We start from the raw sequence: 18,535 nt of genomic DNA, 5'->3' as shown, positions 1-18,535 counted from the left end.
TTTGAAGTTTTTCGTTCAACTTCAACCGCTTAACTCGCTGCGATCTCTCGTAGCGGGAGGCGAATCATACAGCGTTAGAACCTGCTGTCAACTGCCTTTTTCACCGCTGCCGATCTGTGAGACCGAAGCCTTCCGATACTACCTGAAGCGTTCAACCCATTGAATCTCAAGGAGTTTTGCGTTTCGACTGCGTCGGAAGTGGGGCGCATTATAAGGGGATTCAGAAGGGCGTCAACAGTTATTTCAATAAAGTTTCAACCTGCCCTCCTCCGCCCCATCAAGCGAGGGACACGGCGCCATACCGGCGGCAATCGCACGGCCAACAACAGCGCACCAATAGAGGCATACATTACCCATTCCTTGAGATCCGAACGCACGATCCAGAGAAAGTGCAGCAGCCCCAGCCCCAGGATGACGTATACCAATCTGTGCAACTTCTTCCACCGGGCACCCAGCCGCCGTTGACTGTATCGATTGGAAGTGGCCGCCAGCGCGAGCAGGCCCAGGAAGCCCAGGAACCCGACGATGATGTACGGCCGCTTACGCAGCTCGACACCCAACTGCCCCCAATCCAGCCCCAGGATAAACACCATATAGGCCGTCATGTGCAGCACGATATAAGCAAAGCACCACAATCCCAGCTGTCGGCGCACCACAATCCAGCCCGACCACCCCGTCAGCCGTTGCAGAGGCGTCATGCCCAGGGTTACCAGGAGAAAGGTCAACGCGCCCAACCCCAGGCGATCCACCAGGATCTTGCCAGGGTCGGGCCCGAGCAAGCCCATAGCTGCCTCATAGAGCCACCAGGCCGGGAGCACGCACCCCACCAGGAAGATAGCCAGGCGAAACCAGGGGTAGCGCATCAATAGTTCTTCCGCAGGTCGAGCCCGGTATACAGCGACGCCACTTCATCGGCGTAGCCGTTGAACATCAAGGTATCGCGCACATTAGGACTGAACAGCCCGCTGGGCAGGCGCCGCTCCCTGGCCTGACTCCAGCGGGGATGATCGACCGTCGGGTTGACGTTGGCATAGAAACCGTACTCCTCAGGGGCCAGGCTTTCCCAGGTAGTACGCGGCTGCTGCTCCACCAGGCTCATGCGCACGATCGACTTGATACTCTTGAAGCCGTACTTCCAGGGCACCACCAGGCGTAGCGGTGCGCCATTCTGATTGGCCAGCTCACGGCCATACATCCCCACTGCCAGGATTGCCAGCGGGTTCATCGCCTCATCCAGGCGCAGCCCTTCTACATAGGGCCAGTCGATCAGGGCAAAGCCTGAACGCTGGCCGGGCATGGACTTGGGGTCCTGCAGGGTTTCGAAGCGCACATAACGCGCCTTCGAGGTCGGCTGCACCTGCTTGAGTACTTCGGCCAAGGGGAAGCCCAGCCATGGAATGACCATCGACCATGCCTCGACGCAGCGCAAGCGGTAGATGCGCTCCTCGAGCTGGTAGGGTTTGACGAAGTCCTCCAAGGCATAGCGACCTGGCCTGGCCACCTCGCCATCGACCACAAGACTCCAGGGTTCGGTCTTCAGGCTGCTGGCATTGGCGGCTGGGTCGCCTTTGTCCGGCCCGAACTCATAGAAGTTGTTGTAGTGCGTGGCGTCCTTGAAGGGCGTGATCGCCTCATCTTTGACCGTGACCGCCTGCCAACGCGTACCCGCGAGCTTTTCGCCGAACCAACGTGGCGGCGCGCCCGGCGCGACATCGGCATAGCGCGACGGCTCAGCCGCCATACCGGCTGCCGGCAGCGAACCGAGCGCCAGGCCGGCAAGGGAGCCGCCGATCAAGGTACGCCGGGAAAGATAGATAGTTTCAGGGGTGATCTCCGATGCTTTGCAATCGGACGATCTGGGAGACTTGATAAGCATGACGGCTCCATAGCACAGGCAACGGATGTACCTGTAAGACTATGGAGCCGGAGGGTTATTCCAGCATTAACTCATTGAGGTGTCTTGCGACGCCGGCCACGCAGCAGGTACTGCACCGGGCCGGACACGGCATAACCGAGGAAGATCAGCAGCAGGATACGGGGCGGGTCGCTGAACACCACGGCGAACACCAGCACCACGGCCAGGATCGCAACGAACGGCACACGCCCCTTGAGGTCAAGCTCCTTGAAGCTGTTGTACTTGATGTTGCTGACCATCAGCATACCCGCAGCCGCCACCAACAAGGCAACCAGGAACGACAGCTTGGAGCCCTGGATACCGTAGTCGCTGAAGGCCCATACGGTACCGGCGACCACACCTGCGGCGGCCGGGCTGGCCAGGCCGATGAAGTAGCGCTTGTCGGCAGTGCCGACCTGGGTGTTGAAACGCGCCAGGCGCAGTGCAGCACCTGCGACATAGATGAATGCCACCATCCAGCCGACCTTGCCCATATCGCCCAGCGCCCAGACAAAGGCCAGCAGCGCCGGCGCGACGCCAAAGGCCGCCATGTCCGACAACGAGTCGTATTCGGCGCCGAATGCGCTTTGGGTGTTGGTCATGCGTGCCACACGACCGTCCAGGCTGTCGAGGACCATGGCCACGAAGATGGCGATCGCGGCGAAGGCGAAATACTTACTCGCTTCGCGCGGGTCGCCCGCGCTGAGATAGCCGTGGGCACTGATGGAGCTGACGATCGAGTAGAACCCGGCAAACAGGTTGGCGGTCGTGAACAGGTTGGGCAGCAGATAGATGCCACGATGGCGGACCTTGCGGCCTTCGGCGTCATGCCCTTCTTCAATATGCTCATCGACAGGTAGCAGGCTTTCGGCGTCGGAGGGCTTGTTCGGCTCTTCGGGACGTTCGCTCATGAAAAATACCTTGCAACGGAAGTGGAAAAAAATTCGACATGGGCCTGCTAAACAGGTTCTAACGGCAAGCCACTGGTCGCTTTATACCAGAAGCCGGCCGCCTAAATGAAAAAACGCGGCCGAAGCCGCGTTTTTTCATGTATCGAAGCAGACCTTAGTTCTTGGTCTTGTCGACGATCTTGTTGGCAGCGATCCACGGCATCATGGAACGCAGCTGCTCGCCGATGACTTCGATGCCATGGGCAGCGTTGTTGCGACGCTTGGCAGTCATGGACGGGTAGTTGGTGGCGCCTTCGGAGATGAACATCTTCGCGTATTCGCCGTCCTGGATGCGCTTCAGAGCGTTGCGCATGGCCTTGCGGGATTCTTCGTTGATGACTTCCGGGCCGGTGACGTACTCACCGTACTCGGCATTGTTGGAGATCGAGTAGTTCATGTTGGCGATACCGCCTTCGTACATGAGGTCAACGATCAGCTTCAGCTCGTGCAAGCACTCGAAGTAGGCCATTTCCGGCGCGTAGCCAGCTTCGACCAGGGTTTCGAAACCGGCTTTGACCAGCTCGACGGTACCACCGCACAGAACGGCCTGCTCGCCGAACAGGTCGGTTTCGGTCTCGTCCTTGAAGGTGGTTTCGATGATGCCGGTACGGCCACCGCCGACGCCCGAGGCGTACGACAGGGCAACGTTCTTGGCGTTGCCGGAGGCGTCCTGGTAGACGGCGATCAGGTCAGGGATGCCACCGCCCTTGACGAACTCGGAGCGCACGGTGTGGCCCGGAGCCTTCGGCGCGATCATGATCACGTCGAGGTCGGCACGCGGCACGACCTGGTTGTAGTGGATCGAGAAGCCGTGGGAGAAGGCCAGGGTAGCGCCCTTCTTGATGTTCGGCTCGATCTCGTTCTTGTACAGAGCGCCCTGGAACTCGTCCGGGGTCAGGATCATGACCAGGTCGGCGGCAGCGACGGCAGTGGCCACGTCAGCCACTTTCAGGCCGTGGGCTTCTGCCTTGGCCACGGTGGCCGAACCTTTACGCAGACCGACGGTAACGTCCACACCGGAGTCCTTCAGGTTGCACGCCTGGGCGTGGCCCTGGGAGCCGTAACCGATGATGGCGACTTTCTTGCCCTGGATGATGGAAAGGTCGCAGTCTTTGTCGTAATAAACTTTCATGAAATACCCCTGTTATATCTCGGCTCCACGGAGCCATCACTGATTCTTGTATGCGTATTCAGATACTGAGCACTTTGTCGCCACGGGCAATGCCGGTAACGCCGCTGCGCACGGTTTCCAGGATCGACGCAGTGCCGATGGCCTGGATGAAGCTGTCCAGCTTGTCGCTGGTGCCGCTCAGTTGCACGGTGTACACGCTGGCGGTGACGTCGACGATCTGGCCACGGAAGATATCCGTGGTGCGCTTGATCTCGGCGCGCTGGGCGCCGGTGGCCTTGACCTTGACCAGCATCAGCTCGCGCTCGATGTGAGCACTTTCCGACAGATCGACGAGTTTGACCACTTCGACCAGCTTGTTCAGGTTCTTGGTGATCTGTTCGATCACTTCGTCATGACCAACGGTCGTCAGGGTCAGGCGCGACAGGGTCGGATCCTCGGTCGGCGCCACGGTCAGGCTTTCGATGTTGTAGTTACGCTGGGAGAACAGGCCGACCACGCGAGACAAGGCACCGGGTTCGTTTTCCAACAGCAGGGAAATGATGTGCCGCATATCAGGTACGCTCCGTCTTGCTCAGCCACATGTCACGCATCGAGCCGTCCTTGATCTGCATCGGATAGACGTGCTCGGTCCTGTCGACCGCGATGTCGATGAACACCAGGCGGTCCTTCATCGCGAAAGCCTCTTCCAGCTTCGGCTTGAGGTCCTTCAGGCTGGTGATGCGGATACCCACGTGACCATAGGCCTCGACCAGCTTGACGAAGTCAGGCAGCGACTCCACGTAGGAGTGCGAGTGACGGCCGCTGTAGGCCATGTCCTGCCACTGGCGAACCATGCCCAACACACCGTTGTTCAGGTTGACGATCTTCACCGGCAGGTCGTACTGCATGCAGGTGGACAGCTCCTGGATGTTCATCTGGATACTGCCTTCGCCGGTCACGCAAGCGACGTCCTGATCGGGGAAGTTGAGCTTGATGCCCATCGCCGCCGGGAAACCGAAGCCCATGGTGCCCAGGCCGCCGGAGTTGATCCAACGGTTCGGCTTGTTGAAGCGGTAGTACTGCGCCGCGAACATCTGGTGCTGGCCTACGTCGGAGGTGATGAAGGCATCGCCCTTGGTCACTTCGCAGAGGGTCTCGATCACGGTCTGCGGCTTGATCACGCTGCCGTCGCCCTTGTCGTAGGGGAACAGGTCGCGATCGCCGCGCCACTCCTCGATCTGCTTCCACCAAGCGTCGAGCGCGGCCTTGTCGGGCTGCTCGCCGATTTCCTTGAGGATGGCCAGCATCTCGTTGAGGACGCTTTCCACAGGGCCTACGATCGGCACGTCGGCCTTGATCATCTTGGAGATCGACGCAGGGTCGATGTCGATGTGGATGATCTTGGCATTCGGACAGAACTTGGCCGGGCCGTTGACCACACGGTCATCGAAGCGCGCGCCGACCGCGAAGATCACGTCGGCATTGTGCATGGCCATGTTGGCGGTGTAGCTGCCATGCATACCGAGCATGCCGAGGAACTGACGGTCGGTACCCGGGAAGCCTCCCAGGCCCATCAGAGTATTGGTGACCGGCAGGTTCAGCGACTTGGCGATCTCGGTGAGCGCTTCGGAGCCGCCGCCAAGGATGACGCCGCCGCCGGAGTACACCACCGGGCGCTTGGCGGCCAGGAGCATCTCGGCCGCCTTGCGGATCTGGCCGGAGTGACCGCGTACCGCCGGGCTGTAGGAGCGCAGCTTGACCTTCTTCGGGTAGACGTATTCGAACTTCTCAGCCGGGTTGGTCATATCTTTTGGAATGTCGACCACGACCGGGCCTGGGCGACCGGATTGCGCCAGGTAGAAGGCTTTTTTCAGAACTTCGGGAATTTCCGTGGCATGTTTGACCATGAAGCTGTGCTTCACGATCGGCCGGGAAATACCAATCATGTCGGTTTCCTGGAAGGCATCGGTCCCTACCATGGTGCTGGGCACCTGGCCGGAGAGGATGACCATCGGGATCGAGTCCATGTAGGCGGTGGCAATGCCGGTGATGGCATTGGTCGCGCCCGGGCCGGAAGTGACCAGTACCACACCAGCCTTGCCGGTGGCACGGGCATAGCCGTCCGCCATATGGGTGGCAGCCTGCTCATGACGAACCAGGATGTGGTTGATCTCCGGTTCCTTGAACAGGGCGTCGTAAACATGAAGGAGAGCACCACCAGGGTACCCATAGATGTGCTTAACGCCTTCGTCACGCAAGAAGCGGACGACCATCTCAGCGCCAGATAAAAGCTCCACGTTGTTCACCTCTAAAACGCCAGAATACCGCCCTCATTGGGCGGGTCTTAATAGGTTTACTGCCAAGCAGAGCATGAGCGAACGTCAGCACTGACTGAGCAAGTATTGGGAGCGCCCCAGAGTGTTGCGGGGGTTTCCCACCCAGCGCGAGGTAACGCGTTGCGGGGTGTAACAAGTCGGCGCGGGTGTGCGCCTCATGATCTGCTTAGCGGGTCTGCTTCTGGCAGTCCCTCTACAGCGGAAACTGGATTCTTCTGATTCGGCACGCGTAAGTCAAGAAAAATTATTGCCAATTTTTCCAAAGGATGAAGTGCTGCCACCACTAAAAACGAACTCTGCAGCAGAAAAATAAAGAATTCAATAAAAAAGGGCCACAATCTGCGGCCCTTGAAGGAAAAAGAGAAGAAATCAGGCGGAAGGGCCGATCAATTGATCGAACGCTGCCAGCAGGCGCCGTAGCTCGCGGCTCTGTTCCGGACGATCGACGAACACGGTTTCGGCCATGACCAGGATGCCGGAGGCGTTGGGCAGCGGATGTCCTTGCTCGATGATGAGCTTCATACGGGGCAGGAAGATCCATTGCAACCACTGCTCGAAGGCCATGGTGTCCACCGCGAACGGCACCACGCTGGCGAGCGCTTCGGCCGTCGGCGTCTCGGCGCTCCACCAGCCTTGAACCTGTAGCTCACGCTCGATCAGCAGCAGGTGGTCGGCGATGTCCAGGATACGCTGCTCCATCACGATGTCGTCCGCGCCTTCTGCCGCGCCAATGCCGCGCCAGCGCTGTCACCCTGCTTCTCGCGGGCCTGGGCGATGGTGTTCCACAGCTCGGCCTGCAGGTCGGGGCGACCGTTGGCGTAGGTCAGGGCGCGACGGGCCAGTTGTTCGGCCTGGGCGGCGTCGCCCTGGGCCAGGCGTACCTGGGCCAGACGGAACAGTACCTGCGGCTCGCGCGGGGCGATGCGCTGGGCACGCTCCAGGCTCGATGCGGCACCGTTGAAGTCACCGCCGCCCTGCTGTTGTTGGGCAGTGGTCAGCAACGCCAGCACAGGGCCATCCAGTTGCTCGTCGGCCGACAAGCCACCGCTGCCCACGTTGCTGCGCGGAATGCCGGTCGGGGCACCGGAGGTGGCGCTCGGCGCGCTGTTCATCGACGCGATGTCGAACGGCTCATCCGCCACCGGATTGGGGTTGGTGGTAATCGGGCCGGTGCTGATCGGCCCAGGCGTGATCGGCCCAGTGCTGATTGGCGCCGCGCTGCTGCCGGCCGGGAAGGACTGGATCGGTGCACCGCCGGCCCCTTGCGGGATCATTACGGTCACGCCGGAGTCTTCGGGCAGGGCCTGGGCCTGGCGGGTGCCGCCACTGGTCGGCAGGCCACCACTGCGGTTGGCCGCGACCCGCTCGCTGTTGGAGACCCGGGTGCTGGAGTCCACCACCGGGATATTGCCGCGCGGCACGCTGGCGCAGCCATGGAGCACGGCCATCGCCGTCAAGGCAGGAAACAACCACTTGTTCACGTCACACCCTCTTCGAAGCTAGCGCTCAATTCATCCATCCCTTGACCCAGTCCATGACGGACTCGACCGGGTCCTGTGGGCCACAGATGGCACCGGGAGCCGGTTCACTCCCTCGAATATACGGCATCTGCACCGCACCCGGACAGCTGCTGTCCGACCCCTGGCCGCTGTACGGGTCGATCCAGGCTTGTACCACGTTGTCCGGTTGCGGCATGTCCAGCGGCAGTGGGTCGGCCTTGCGCATGAAGCTGGTCCAGACCTGCAGAGCGCCGGTGGCACCGGTGAAAGGGGTCTTGCCGTTGTCGTCACGCCCCAGCCAGACCACCGCCAGCAGGTCCTGGCTGAAACCGGAGAACCAGCTATCGCGCGAGTCGTTGCTGGTACCGGTCTTGCCGGCCAGGGTCAGCGAGCGTGGCAGCACGTTGTAGACCGAGCGGCCCGTACCTTCGCGCATCACCCGCTGCATGGCGTTCTGCACCAGGTAGATGGCGCCCGGGTCGAAGGACTGCTGGATCTGGAACGGATAGCGCTTGAGCGGCTCGCCTTCGGCGGTGAGCACGCTACGGATACCGCGCATCGGCGTGTTGAAGCCACCGTTGGCGATGGTCTGGTACATGGTCGCGACCTGCATCGGCGACATGCCGCCGGCCCCCAGCAGCATCGACGGGAATGCCGGCCAGTCGACGTTCACGCCGAGCCTGCCGATGGTCTTGATCACGTTGGGCACACCCACTTCCAGGCCGATCTTGGCGGTGGACAGGTTGTACGAGTTCGCCAGGCCCTGGTACAGGTAGATGGTGCCGTGGGGGCGGCGGTCGTAGTTCTGCGGGCGCCAGACCTGGCCGTCGGCACCTTTGACCGAGAACGGCTCGTCCTGCACCCAGCTGGTCAGGGTGTACTTGGTCGGTTTTTCCAGCGCGGTCAGGTACACCGCCGGTTTCACCAGCGAGCCGATCGGCCGTACCGCGTCGATGGCCCGGTTGAAGCCGGCGAAACCGGCCTGGCGACTGCCGATCAGTGCCTGCACCTCGCCGGTTTCGGGGTTGGTCACCACCATGGCCGACTCCACCTCATCAGCGCCCTTGCGTCCGGCCAGGCGCTTGAAGGTCTCGCTCATGGCCGTCTCGGCCTTCATCTGCAGGATCGGGTCGAAACTGGTGAAGATGCGCAGGCCTTCTTCGGTCAAGTCTTCGTCGCGGTAGTCCTGGCGCAACTGGCGCTTGACCAGGTCGAGGAATGCCGGGAAGGAGCTGTCGGCGAGGCTGCCGCGCTTGGTCACGCCCAACGGCATCTTCTTCGCCGCCGCGACCGCTTCCGGGGTCGCCACGCCCTGCTCGGCCAGCAGGTCGAGCACCAGGTTGCGACGGGCCAGGGCGCGGTCCGGATGGCGCCGCGGGTTGTAGTAGGACGGCCCCTTGACCATACCGACCAACAGGGCGATCTGGTGCAGCTTGAGTTCGGCCAGCGGCTGGCTGAAGAAGAACTGGCTGGCCAGGCCGAAGCCGTGCACGGCGCGCTGGCCGTCCTGGCCGACGAACACCTCATTGAGGTAGGCCTCGAGGATCTCGCGCTTGTCGTAGTGCAGCTCCAGCAACACCGCCATCATCGCTTCGGTCAGCTTGCGGCTGAGGCTACGCTCGTTGGTGAGGTAGAAGTTCTTCACCAATTGCTGAGTCAGCGTACTGCCGCCCTGGCGCATCGCGCCCGCCGACGTGTTGACCCACATGGCACGGGCGATGGACTTGGGTGATACGCCGAAATGGCTGTAGAAGTCGCGGTCTTCCACGGCCACCAGGGTTTCCAGCAGATACGGTGGCACCTGGTCGATCTTGATCAGGATGCGGTCTTCCAGGTTCTTGGGGTAGATGCCGCCGATCATCAGCGGCTCCAGACGCACCACGTCGAGCTTGCCGCCATTGGCCCCGGAGAGCCCTGCCACATAGTCGCCGGAAAAACGCACGCGTACGAACTGCGCGGGCTCCATCCCCTCGTAGAACTGGAAGCCACGGGTATTGAGGTCGACGGTGTTACCGTTGACCGATGCTTCGCCCGGGCCTTGGGCGGCGGTTTCACGGCGGTAGCCGAGGGCATCGAGTTCGGTGAGGAAGTCGTTCTTGCTCAGCTTCTGGCCGACGAACAGCTCCAATGGCCGGGCGTACACCTTGGCCGGGATGGTCCAGCGCTTGCCGGAGAACTTCTCCTGGACGACAGCATCGAGGTAGACCGCGAAGCCGGCGATCAGCACCAGGCCGACCAGGCTGAGCTTGAGGGCCCAGCCCAGCCAGGCGCGGGAGCGGCCGGTCGGGCGTTTCTTGGGGGTGCGGGAGTTTCGGGTACGAGTCATGGCGGCGGATTATACGCACTTTGGTCAAGGCTGGTGGGCTGCGGGGCGATTCAGAATAGTCGCTTCGTCCGCCTGGAATTCCAGCGGTTTGCAGGGACGGCACCATTGACCATAATGGCGCTTTCGAATTCCCTGCCTCCAGAAGGATTGCCCGTGAGCCAAGCCCTGATCAGCGCGCTGCAGAACCCCGCCCTCTATTCCCATCCAGTGGACGGGTTCCAACTCATCGAGACGCATATCTCCTGGGTGCTGCTGACCGGCGAATATGCCTACAAGATCAAGAAGCCGATGAACTTCGGCTTCCTCGACTTCACCGGCCTGGACCAGCGCCAGCATTTTTGTAACGAAGAGCTGCGCCTGAACCAGCGCCTGACCGACGGCCTGTACCTGGAAGTCCTGCCGATCACCGGCAGCGCCGAAGTCCCGCAACTGGGCGGCGATGGCGAGCCGATCGAATATGCACTGAAGATGCGTCAGTTCCCCCAGGGGCAGATGCTCAATACCCTGCAGGCCAATGGGGAACTGAACGCCGGCCACATCGACCAGATGGCCCGACAGATCGCCGAGTTCCACCTGCAGGCGCCCAAAGTCTCGGTCGATCACCCATTGGGGACACCGGAGAGCGTCATGGCCCCGGTGGAGCAGAACTTCGAGCAGATTCGCCCGTTCCTCACCGACAAGGCCGACCTGCAACAACTGGACAACCTGCAGGCCTGGGCTCGCAGCAGCTTCGAGCGGCTGCACGGCCTGCTCGAGTCGCGCAAGGCCAACGGCTTCATCCGTGAATGCCACGGCGACATCCACCTGGGCAATGCCACACTGATCGATGGCAAGGTGGTGATCTTCGATTGCATCGAATTCAACGAGCCCTTCCGCCTGACCGATGTCTACGCCGACATCGCCTTCCTGGCCATGGACCTCGAGGACCGCGGCCTGAAGTGCCTGGCGCGCCGCTTCATCAACCAGTACCTGGAGCTGACCGGCGACTACGAAGGCCTGGAGCTGCTGAACTTCTACAAAGCTTACCGTGCCCTGGTACGCGCCAAGGTCGCCCTGTTCAGCATGCCGGCCGAAGCCGACGGCGTGCAGCGCGCCACCACCCTGCGCACCTACCGCAACTATGCCAACCTGGCCGAAAGCTACAGCGCTATTCCATCGCGCCTGCTGGCCATCACCCATGGCGTCTCGGCCGTGGGCAAGAGCCACGTGGCCATGCGCCTGGTCGAAGCCCTGGGCGCGATTCGTGTCCGTTCGGATGTCGAGCGCAAGCGCCTGTTCGGCGAGCAACAGCAACAAAGCGCTGGCCAACTGCAGGCCGGCATCTATGACCAGGACGCCAGCCGCGCCACGTATCAGCGCCTGCATGAGCTGGCGGCGATCATCCTGCGTGCAGGCTTCCCGGTAGTGCTCGATGCCACCTACCTCAAGCTGGCCCAGCGCCAGGCCGCGGCCCAGGTTGCCAACGAAACGGGCGTTCCCTTCCTCATCCTCGATTGCCAGGCGCCCGACGCCGTCATTGCCAGCTGGCTGGCCCAGCGCCAGACCGAGGCTAACGACCCCTCCGATGCGACCCTGGAAGTGGTCAAGGCCCAGCAGGCCAGCCGCGAACCGCTGAGCGCCGAAGAACTGCCCCACTGCAAGCGGGTGGACACTCAGGAAAGCGCCAGCATGGACCAGTTGATCGAGCAGATCCGCCAGCGCCTCCCGGGTATCTGAACGATTCATGAAGGGCTGCTTTTGCAGCCCTTTTTTTGCATGCCATCACGGCCGGGCAAAGCCGCTCTCACGGACGCCAATGCCCAGCTTTCAGGATCGCCCTCGTCGGGGGTCGATGGCAAAAGGCCGCGTATTTCCCAACCCCCGCTACACTCCTTTCTGACCTGCTCGCGATTTATTCCACAGACCTCGTTCAGCCATCGCCAGGAGGCCAGATGAACGATGAATTGCAGCATCTGAGAAATCTTGGCAAGACCTCCGCACAATGGCTTCACGCCGTCGGTATCCACAGTGCATCGGACCTGCGCCGCCTGGGCGCGGTGGGCGCCTATCAGGCCGTGAAGTCACGAGGGTTCCGGGCCTCGAAGGTGTTGTTGTACTCCATCGAGGCAGCATTGCTGGACATGCACTGGAACGATTTGCCCGCCGAGCGCAAGCAGGCGCTCGACGATCAACTGGATGCCAAGACCCCTGCGCAAAAAAAACCAAAATAATCGGGTGGAGGGATTGACGCCGAAATGAGAATAGTTATGATTATCACGGCTGGTCGCGAGACTGGTTGGATAAGCTGAAAGGTCCCTGGTTCGGACGCTCAGATTATCTCCTCATCAGGCTAATCACGGTTATTGACCCGGCAGTTTTGCCGGGTCTTTTTTTTGGCCGGCATTCGGCAACGGCGGTATCTCATCGCCGCAACTGAGCGCAATAGTCCTGGGCAGGCAATGCCGCCGTGTACCACACATAGTCCGCCATGCCTGGCTCGACCTTCTCTCCGACCTCCACCAGCAGCAAGACCTTCGTCTCGCCCGGCGTCCCCAGGTCTGCCAAGTGCAGCGGCACGCCAAGGTCCTTGCGTGCATGGTAGCTGCCAGCGAACAGCAAGGCCGGGGCCGGCGCAGCCATGATCCGCTCGGCGATACGCCGGTCGCGTTGCTGCTGGACGGCAAGCATGGCTGGCAGTTGCGGCTCCGGCAGCAACCCACAATGGCCAGCACGGACGTGCTCTAGCAACGCAGCCTTCACCGCCGGAGCATTCGAGTGCTGCCCGTCCAACACCAGCGGGTTGCGATAGGCCTGGCGCATTTCATCTGGCGTCAGGTTGGCCGCCAGCAAAGGGATCTGCCGCTGCAAGGCCTCACGCACGATAGGCCCGTACAACCGCCAGTCCCATCCCTCTTGCCAGGCCAGGGCCTGCGGCAGCTTCTCGGGCTGTGTCGCCTGCCCTTGCAGTGCATCGACCAAAGGTTGCTGCGCTGGCTGTAGCATTTCCAGCAACAGGCTGCCCTGCGCACGCCGGGTTTCCAGCGCACGCAGCAACCATAACTGCAGGGCGTGGTGGTCGGGATTGTCGTGCTTTTCGCCCACCAGCACCCGAGGGGCTCGGGCCAACTGCGCCACGAGCTGGTCAGGGGTGAGCTGTTGACCATCGGCCAAGTTGCGGATCGCCCCTAGCTGCGCATCATTCCGCCCCTCGGAGCCCTGCCAGGCGGGCAAGGGCGGCAGGCTGGCCTGGCAGCCGGTCAATGCCAGAACCAACAAGCCGGACAACAACCCATGGCGCATGGCAGAACCTCCTAGCGGATGATGATCAGCGGATGCCCACGCTCCGGATGCGCCTGCACCAACACATCGATGCCGAACACCGCCTTGAGCGCTGCGGGTGCAAGAACTTGTTGCGGCGTACCCAGGGCATGGCTGCGCCCCTGCTCCAGCAACAGGATACGGTCACAGTAGCGCGCCGCCAGGTTGAGATCATGCAGGATGACCAGGATCGCAGCCCCCTGGTCGGCGAATCGACGTACCGCCTGCAAGGTGGTGTGCTGGTGCAAGGGGTCAAGCATCGAGGTGGGTTCGTCCAGCAATAACGTGCTGCCCGCCTCGCCTGGCCATAACTGCGCCAATACCCGGGCCAGGTGCACCCGCTGGCGCTCGCCGCCGGACAGCGCCAGGTAGTTGCGCTCCAGCAGGTGCCAGGCATCTGCCGCACGCAAGGCCGCCTCGACGATTTCCCGATCACGCTGGCGGCCACTGGCATGAGGCAGCCGGCCGAGCCCGACCACCTCTTCGACGCCAAAAGCAAAACCCAGGCTGGAGACCTGTGGCAACACCGCCAGGCGACGAGCGCGCTCCTGGCCCGGCCAGTCTGCCAACGGGCGCCCCTGCAACTGCACCTGCCCCTGGCTGGGCACCAACTCGCCACACAAGGCGCCCAACAGGCTGCTCTTGCCGGCGCCATTGGGCCCTAGCACACCCAGGACCTGCCCGGGCCGCACCTGCAGGTCTATCCCGTGCAGCACATCATTGCTGCCACGCCGCAGGTGCAGGCCGTCGACTTGCAACATCAGGCGCGCCCTCGAATCAGCAGGAACAGGAAAAATGGCGCACCGATGAATGCGGTCACGATACCGATCGGTAGCTCTGCGGGTGCCAACGCCAAGCGCGCCACCAGGTCGGCGAACAGCAACAGCGCCCCGCCGGCCAACAAGGATGCCGGCAACAGCACCCGATGGTCCGGGCCGCAGAGCAGACGTACCAGGTGTGGCACCACCAGGCCGATGAAGCCGATCAGCCCGGCTGCAGCAACGGCGGCCCCCACTCCCAAGGCAGTACAGAACACCAGCTCGCGCTTGAGCGCTTCCACGTCGACACCCAGGTGCCGCGCCTCCGATTCTCCCAGCAGCAGGGCATTGAGCGCCTGGGCTCGGCGTGGCAACCACAACGAGACGGCCGTCGCCACCAGCAACAAAGGCCACAGGCGCTCGTAGCTGGCGCCGTTGAGGCTGCCCAGGTTCCAGAATGTCAATGTACGCAAGGTGGCATCGTCGGCCAGGTAGGTGAACAGCCCCACGGCCGAACCCGCCAGCGCGGTCAGGGCGATGCCCGCCAACAGCATGGTGGCGACGTTGGTCTGGCCGTCGCGCCGCCCCAGGCGATAGACCAGCGCAGTGACGCCAAGACCGCCAAGAAAAGCGCACGCCGACAACAGGTAAGGGGCGAACCACTCCGGGATTCCGCCCAACCAGCTGCCGCCGACGATCGCCACTGCCGCGCCCAGGGCCGCGCCACTGGCAACGCCGACGAGCCCGGGGTCGGCCAACGGGTTGCGGAACAACCCCTGCATCGCCACGCCCGACAGCGCCAGCACCGCACCTACCGCCAACCCCAGCAGGGTACGTGGCAGACGAATCTGCCCGAGAATCATCTCGGCCTGCTCCAGACCATCGACGGCAATGGGCAACCCCAACAGGTGCAACCCTGCACGCAACGTATCGAACAGCGGCAGGCTGACCGGGCCCAATGCCAGCGACAACCAAGTCGCCAACAGGCACAGCAGGGTCAGGCCGATGAACAGAGCACGAGGCTGGACACGTTGTCTCATTGGGCGGCCGGATAGAAGGCCTCGACCAGGCCGTTCAAGGTCGTTGGCAGGCGCGGGCCAAGACCACCGACCAGCAAGGTCGGGTCCAGGGAAACCAGGCGTTTGTCACGCGCTGCACGGGAGGCTGCCAGAGCTGGGTTTTCCTTGAGCAGCGCCTGCATGGCCTGCTCCCCCTCCAGGGCGCGGTCGGAAAACACCACCACGTCCGGGTCCAGGACAGCGAGGGTCTCGACGGAGAAGTTCTTGTAGCCTTGGTGATCGGCCAGGTTGCGGGCACCGGCCTGGCGCAGCAGCCAATCGCCGGACGTCCCCTGCCCTGCGATCAGGGGCATGGCGCCAGCATGACCGACCAACAACAGGACTCCCGGAACCTTCCCGCTGGCCTGGGCCCGCTTGACCTTCGCCTGCACGGCCTTCAGTTGCTGGTGATAACCGGCGCTCAGCTCGGCGGCCTTCTGCTCGGCACCAAGCAGGCTGCCCAATTGCTTGAGGTTGCCGTCCACGGCGCCCAGTTCGGCTTTGCTGGAAAACAGCTCGACCCGCACACCCGCCTTACGGATCTGCGCCAGCACGGGGGGTGGCCCCATTTCCTCGGTACCAACCAGCACGTCAGGTCGCAGGCTGAGGATGCCTTCGGCAGAGAGCTGGCGCTGGTAGCCGATGCTGGGCAGCGCCTTGAGCGATGCCGGGTGCTGGCTGGTGGTATCGACCCCGACCAACCGCGGCTCGCCCCCCAACGCACTGATCCATTCACTCAACGCACCGCCGGCGCTGACCCAGCGCTTGGGCAGCTCGTCGCTCAGGGCCTGGGTGGAGAGAAAGACACCCAGGCACAGAGCGATCAGGGCAGCAGGACGACGCATCATCGTATTCCTTTGCAGAGGGGGGGCACACGCTTGTCGCAGGCGGCGGAACTGCGCACCATAGACAGCCGGACGCAGCGCGTGCGGGCAATTTGATAATTATTCGCATTGAAGCGTCAAGCCATCCCTTTGTTACACGAGTCGTCTGCATCGATGCATTTTCTCTGCGCTTCAACCGACCTGGCCGAAGGTGCCAGCCGCGCTTTCAGCGTAGCCGGCGAGCACCTGTTCGGTGTGCGCCGCCAGGGCCGGGTCTATCTCTACCGCAATCGCTGCCCGCACCGCGGCATCCCCTTGAACTGGGATGTCGATGCCTTTCTCGACGACAGTGCCAGCCTGATCCATTGCGCCCACCATGGCGCATTGTTCCTGATCGAAAGTGGTGAATGCGTGGCCGGCCCTTGCGAAGGCGAGCAGCTGGACGCCCTGGACTGCCTGGAAGACAGCCAGGGCATCTGGGTCAAGGCGTGAGCAACACCGGCAATGGCCGGTCGATGACGATCTGCTCGGCATCCAGCCGGGTACCGTAGGCCAGCACTTCGACGCCATCCGCCACTGCAGCCCGCAAAGCCTGCGCATAGGCCGCGTCGATCTCCTCGGCCGGGCGCACCGCCTCCACGCCGGTGAGGTTGACGCAGTACAGCTGCACCGCGCGAATACCTTGGCGCGCCAGCGCCGCCAGCTCGCGCAGATGCTTGGCGCCGCGCTGGGTCACCGCATCGGGAAAGGCGGCAATCGGCGTATCCGGGTAACCCAGGGTAACGCTCTTGACCTCCACGTAGGCCGGCCCGTCCGGAAACTCCAGGCGAAAGTCCACCCGGCTGCCTTCCTCGCCATAGGCCACCTCGCGCTTGAGCGCGGTGAAGCCGGACAGCTCGGCGATCTGCCCACCGCGCAGGGCCTCCTCCACCAAGGCATTGGCCCGACCGGTGTTGACGCAGGCCAGGCGTCCCTGGGGCGTCTCGCTGATTTCCCAGGTGCCCGGCAGCTTGCGCTTGGGGTCATTGGAGCGGCTGAACCAGACCTGCCCGCCCTCGCGCATGCAATTGAGCATGGACCCGGTATTCGGGCAATGGATGGTCAGTTGTTCGCCACTGGCCAGTTCGATATCGGCCAGGAAGCGTTTGTAGCGGCGCAGCAGGCGCGCCTGTTCAAGTGCGGGAAAGAACAGCATCAGCCTTGCCAGCTCTTCAGGCCACGGGCAATGCGCTGCACCGCCTCCTCCAGGCGCGGCAGGCTTTGGGTATAGGCGAACCGTACGTGGTGGCCGGCCTGGTGGCGGCCGAAGTCCAGGCCGGGGGTGAAGGCCAGGTGCTCGGTCTCCAGGAAATGCCGGCAGAACGCGAAGGCATCACCGCCGAAGGCGCTGATATCGGCGTACAGGTAGAAGGCGCCCTGGGGCTCCACGGCAATGCCGAAGCCCAGCTCGCGCAGGGCCGGCAGCAGGTAGTCGCGTCGCCGGGCGAATTCGGCCCGGCGCTCCTCGAGGATGGCCAGGGTCGCAGGCTCGAAACACGCCAACGCTGCGTGCTGGGCCATGCTGGGCGCACTGATGTAGAGATTCTGAGCGAGTTTTTCCAGGTCGCCCACGGCACTGGGAGGCGCTACCAGCCAACCGAGCCGCCAGCCCGTCATGCCGAAGTACTTGGAAAAACTGTTCAGGACAAACGCCTGGTCGTCCACTTCCAGCACGCTGGGCGCGTCCATGCCATAGGTCAGGCCGTGGTAGATCTCGTCCACCACCAGGTGCCCGTGGCGTTCACGGGTGGCCTTGGACAGGCTGGCCAGCTCGGCGCGGTCGAGGACCGTGCCAGTGGGGTTGGCCGGCGAGGCCACCAGCGCACCGACGGTGTCTTTGTCCCAGTAGCGCTCGACCAGGTCGGCAGTGAGTTGGTAGTTGACCTCCGGCCCTACCGGCACCAGCTGCGCCCCACCTTCGACCAGCCGCAGGAAGTGCCGGTTGCAGGGATAGCCAGGGTCGGCCAACAGCCAGTGCTTGCCCGGGTCGACCAGCAGGCTGCTGGCCAGCAGCAGTGCACCCGAACCGCCCGGGGTGACGAGGATGCGCTCCGGGTCCACGCTCACGCCATAGCGCTGGGCATAGAAGCCGGCGATCGCCTCGCGCAGCGCCGGCAGGCCACGCGCCGCGGTGTAGCGGGTGTGGCCTGCGGCCAATGCCGCCTGGCCTGCAGCCACGATGGGTTCCGCTGTGGTGAAGTCCGGCTCGCCGATCTCCAGGTGGATGACATCATGGCCGGCCGCCTGCAGCTCATTGGCGCGCGCCAGCAAGGCCATGACGTGGAAGGGTTCGATGGCGCGACTGCGCGCACTGTGTGGCTGAGCCATGGGCCTTCTCTCAATTGGGTCTAAACTGGTGATTCTACCTCTGCGCGGCATCGAACGTGCGGCTTGCGTCGCTGTCAACACCTAGGATCGGGCGGGGTAGCGCACCCCCGATCTA

General features: G+C 63.0%; 18 protein-coding genes. 3 read left to right on the top strand and 15 right to left on the bottom strand.

Going from position 1 to position 18,535, the window contains the following annotated elements; all coding sequences use genetic code 11:
* Nucleotides 1-254: 254 nt before the first annotated feature.
* From msrQ to mrcB, 9 genes are all read right to left on the bottom strand, one after another.
* Nucleotides 255-863, bottom strand: coding sequence for a protein-methionine-sulfoxide reductase heme-binding subunit MsrQ (msrQ, locus tag AC1MHZ_RS20035; protein WP_084855444.1), 609 nt, complete (start codon nt 861-863; stop codon nt 255-257).
* Nucleotides 863-1,876, bottom strand: coding sequence for a protein-methionine-sulfoxide reductase catalytic subunit MsrP (msrP, locus tag AC1MHZ_RS20030; protein WP_482966826.1), 1,014 nt, complete (start codon nt 1,874-1,876; stop codon nt 863-865). Before msrP ends, msrQ begins: the two co-directional genes overlap by 1 nt.
* Before the next feature lie 71 nt (nt 1,877-1,947).
* Nucleotides 1,948-2,805: a CDP-diacylglycerol--serine O-phosphatidyltransferase gene (gene pssA / locus AC1MHZ_RS20025; RefSeq protein WP_084855446.1), complete on the bottom strand. Its 858-nt coding sequence runs from the start codon at nt 2,803-2,805 to the stop codon at nt 1,948-1,950.
* A gap of 154 nt (nt 2,806-2,959) precedes the next feature.
* Nucleotides 2,960-3,976, bottom strand: coding sequence for a ketol-acid reductoisomerase (ilvC, locus tag AC1MHZ_RS20020; protein ID WP_043215774.1), 1,017 nt, complete (start codon nt 3,974-3,976; stop codon nt 2,960-2,962).
* A gap of 58 nt (nt 3,977-4,034) precedes the next feature.
* A complete protein-coding gene (gene ilvN, locus AC1MHZ_RS20015; protein ID WP_003250040.1) occupies nt 4,035-4,526 on the bottom strand; it encodes an acetolactate synthase small subunit in 492 nt (163 codons plus the stop codon).
* A gap of 1 nt (nt 4,527) precedes the next feature.
* On the bottom strand, nt 4,528-6,252 hold the full coding sequence (locus tag AC1MHZ_RS20010) for an acetolactate synthase 3 large subunit (protein ID WP_084855570.1): 1,725 nt from the start codon (nt 6,250-6,252) through the stop codon (nt 4,528-4,530).
* A gap of 408 nt (nt 6,253-6,660) precedes the next feature.
* Nucleotides 6,661-6,993: a YqcC family protein gene (locus AC1MHZ_RS20005; protein WP_084855447.1), complete on the bottom strand. Its 333-nt coding sequence runs from the start codon at nt 6,991-6,993 to the stop codon at nt 6,661-6,663.
* Nucleotides 6,990-7,772 carry a tetratricopeptide repeat protein gene (locus tag AC1MHZ_RS20000; RefSeq protein ID WP_084855448.1) on the bottom strand — a complete coding sequence of 261 codons (783 nt, stop codon included), beginning with the start codon at nt 7,770-7,772 and terminating at the stop codon, nt 6,990-6,992. The genes AC1MHZ_RS20005 and AC1MHZ_RS20000 overlap by 4 nt, the downstream gene beginning before the upstream one ends.
* A 25-nt stretch (nt 7,773-7,797) precedes the next feature.
* The gene (gene mrcB / locus AC1MHZ_RS19995) at nt 7,798-10,116 is read right to left on the bottom strand and encodes a penicillin-binding protein 1B (protein ID WP_084855449.1); all 2,319 of its coding nucleotides are present in this window, start codon (nt 10,114-10,116) and stop codon (nt 7,798-7,800) included.
* A gap of 153 nt (nt 10,117-10,269) precedes the next feature.
* On the opposite strand from mrcB, the gene AC1MHZ_RS19990 reads away from it, so the two are divergent.
* The gene (locus tag AC1MHZ_RS19990) at nt 10,270-11,832 is read left to right on the top strand and encodes a bifunctional aminoglycoside phosphotransferase/ATP-binding protein (RefSeq protein WP_084855450.1); all 1,563 of its coding nucleotides are present in this window, start codon (nt 10,270-10,272) and stop codon (nt 11,830-11,832) included.
* A gap of 215 nt (nt 11,833-12,047) precedes the next feature.
* Nucleotides 12,048-12,326, top strand: a complete 279-nt coding sequence (locus AC1MHZ_RS19985; protein ID WP_224457905.1) for a TfoX/Sxy family protein — start codon at nt 12,048-12,050, stop codon at nt 12,324-12,326.
* Nucleotides 12,327-12,516: 190 nt separating this feature from the next.
* Here the strand turns inward: AC1MHZ_RS19985 and AC1MHZ_RS19980 are convergent, their stop codons facing one another.
* Genes AC1MHZ_RS19980 through AC1MHZ_RS19965 form a run of 4 tightly spaced genes read right to left on the bottom strand, consistent with a single transcriptional unit; the run spans nt 12,517 to nt 16,077 of the window.
* Nucleotides 12,517-13,395, bottom strand: coding sequence for a ChaN family lipoprotein (locus tag AC1MHZ_RS19980; RefSeq protein WP_482966825.1), 879 nt, complete (start codon nt 13,393-13,395; stop codon nt 12,517-12,519).
* 11 nt (nt 13,396-13,406) lie between these two features.
* The gene (locus AC1MHZ_RS19975; protein ID WP_084855453.1) at nt 13,407-14,174 is read right to left on the bottom strand and encodes a heme ABC transporter ATP-binding protein; all 768 of its coding nucleotides are present in this window, start codon (nt 14,172-14,174) and stop codon (nt 13,407-13,409) included.
* A complete protein-coding gene (locus tag AC1MHZ_RS19970) occupies nt 14,174-15,157 on the bottom strand; it encodes a FecCD family ABC transporter permease (protein ID WP_172402965.1) in 984 nt (327 codons plus the stop codon). Before AC1MHZ_RS19970 ends, AC1MHZ_RS19975 begins: the two co-directional genes overlap by 1 nt.
* 50 nt (nt 15,158-15,207) lie before the next feature.
* A complete protein-coding gene (locus AC1MHZ_RS19965; protein ID WP_482966824.1) occupies nt 15,208-16,077 on the bottom strand; it encodes a heme/hemin ABC transporter substrate-binding protein in 870 nt (289 codons plus the stop codon).
* A gap of 150 nt (nt 16,078-16,227) precedes the next feature.
* Here AC1MHZ_RS19965 and AC1MHZ_RS19960 point away from each other — a divergent pair, with 150 nt between their 5' ends.
* The gene (locus AC1MHZ_RS19960) at nt 16,228-16,545 is read left to right on the top strand and encodes a Rieske (2Fe-2S) protein (RefSeq protein ID WP_084855456.1); all 318 of its coding nucleotides are present in this window, start codon (nt 16,228-16,230) and stop codon (nt 16,543-16,545) included.
* On the opposite strand, the gene sfsA is transcribed toward AC1MHZ_RS19960, so the two are convergent.
* Nucleotides 16,535-17,248: a DNA/RNA nuclease SfsA gene (sfsA, locus tag AC1MHZ_RS19955; RefSeq protein WP_084855457.1), complete on the bottom strand. Its 714-nt coding sequence runs from the start codon at nt 17,246-17,248 to the stop codon at nt 16,535-16,537. The genes AC1MHZ_RS19960 and sfsA overlap by 11 nt on opposite strands.
* Nucleotides 17,248-18,420 carry a pyridoxal phosphate-dependent aminotransferase gene (locus tag AC1MHZ_RS19950; RefSeq protein WP_084855458.1) on the bottom strand — a complete coding sequence of 391 codons (1,173 nt, stop codon included), beginning with the start codon at nt 18,418-18,420 and terminating at the stop codon, nt 17,248-17,250. Before AC1MHZ_RS19950 ends, sfsA begins: the two co-directional genes overlap by 1 nt.
* Between the last annotated feature and the right edge of the window lie 115 nt (nt 18,421-18,535).

Source organism: Pseudomonas sp. FA-1 (assembly GCF_056856075.1).
This window is presented reverse-complemented; position numbering and strand designations above follow the sequence as displayed.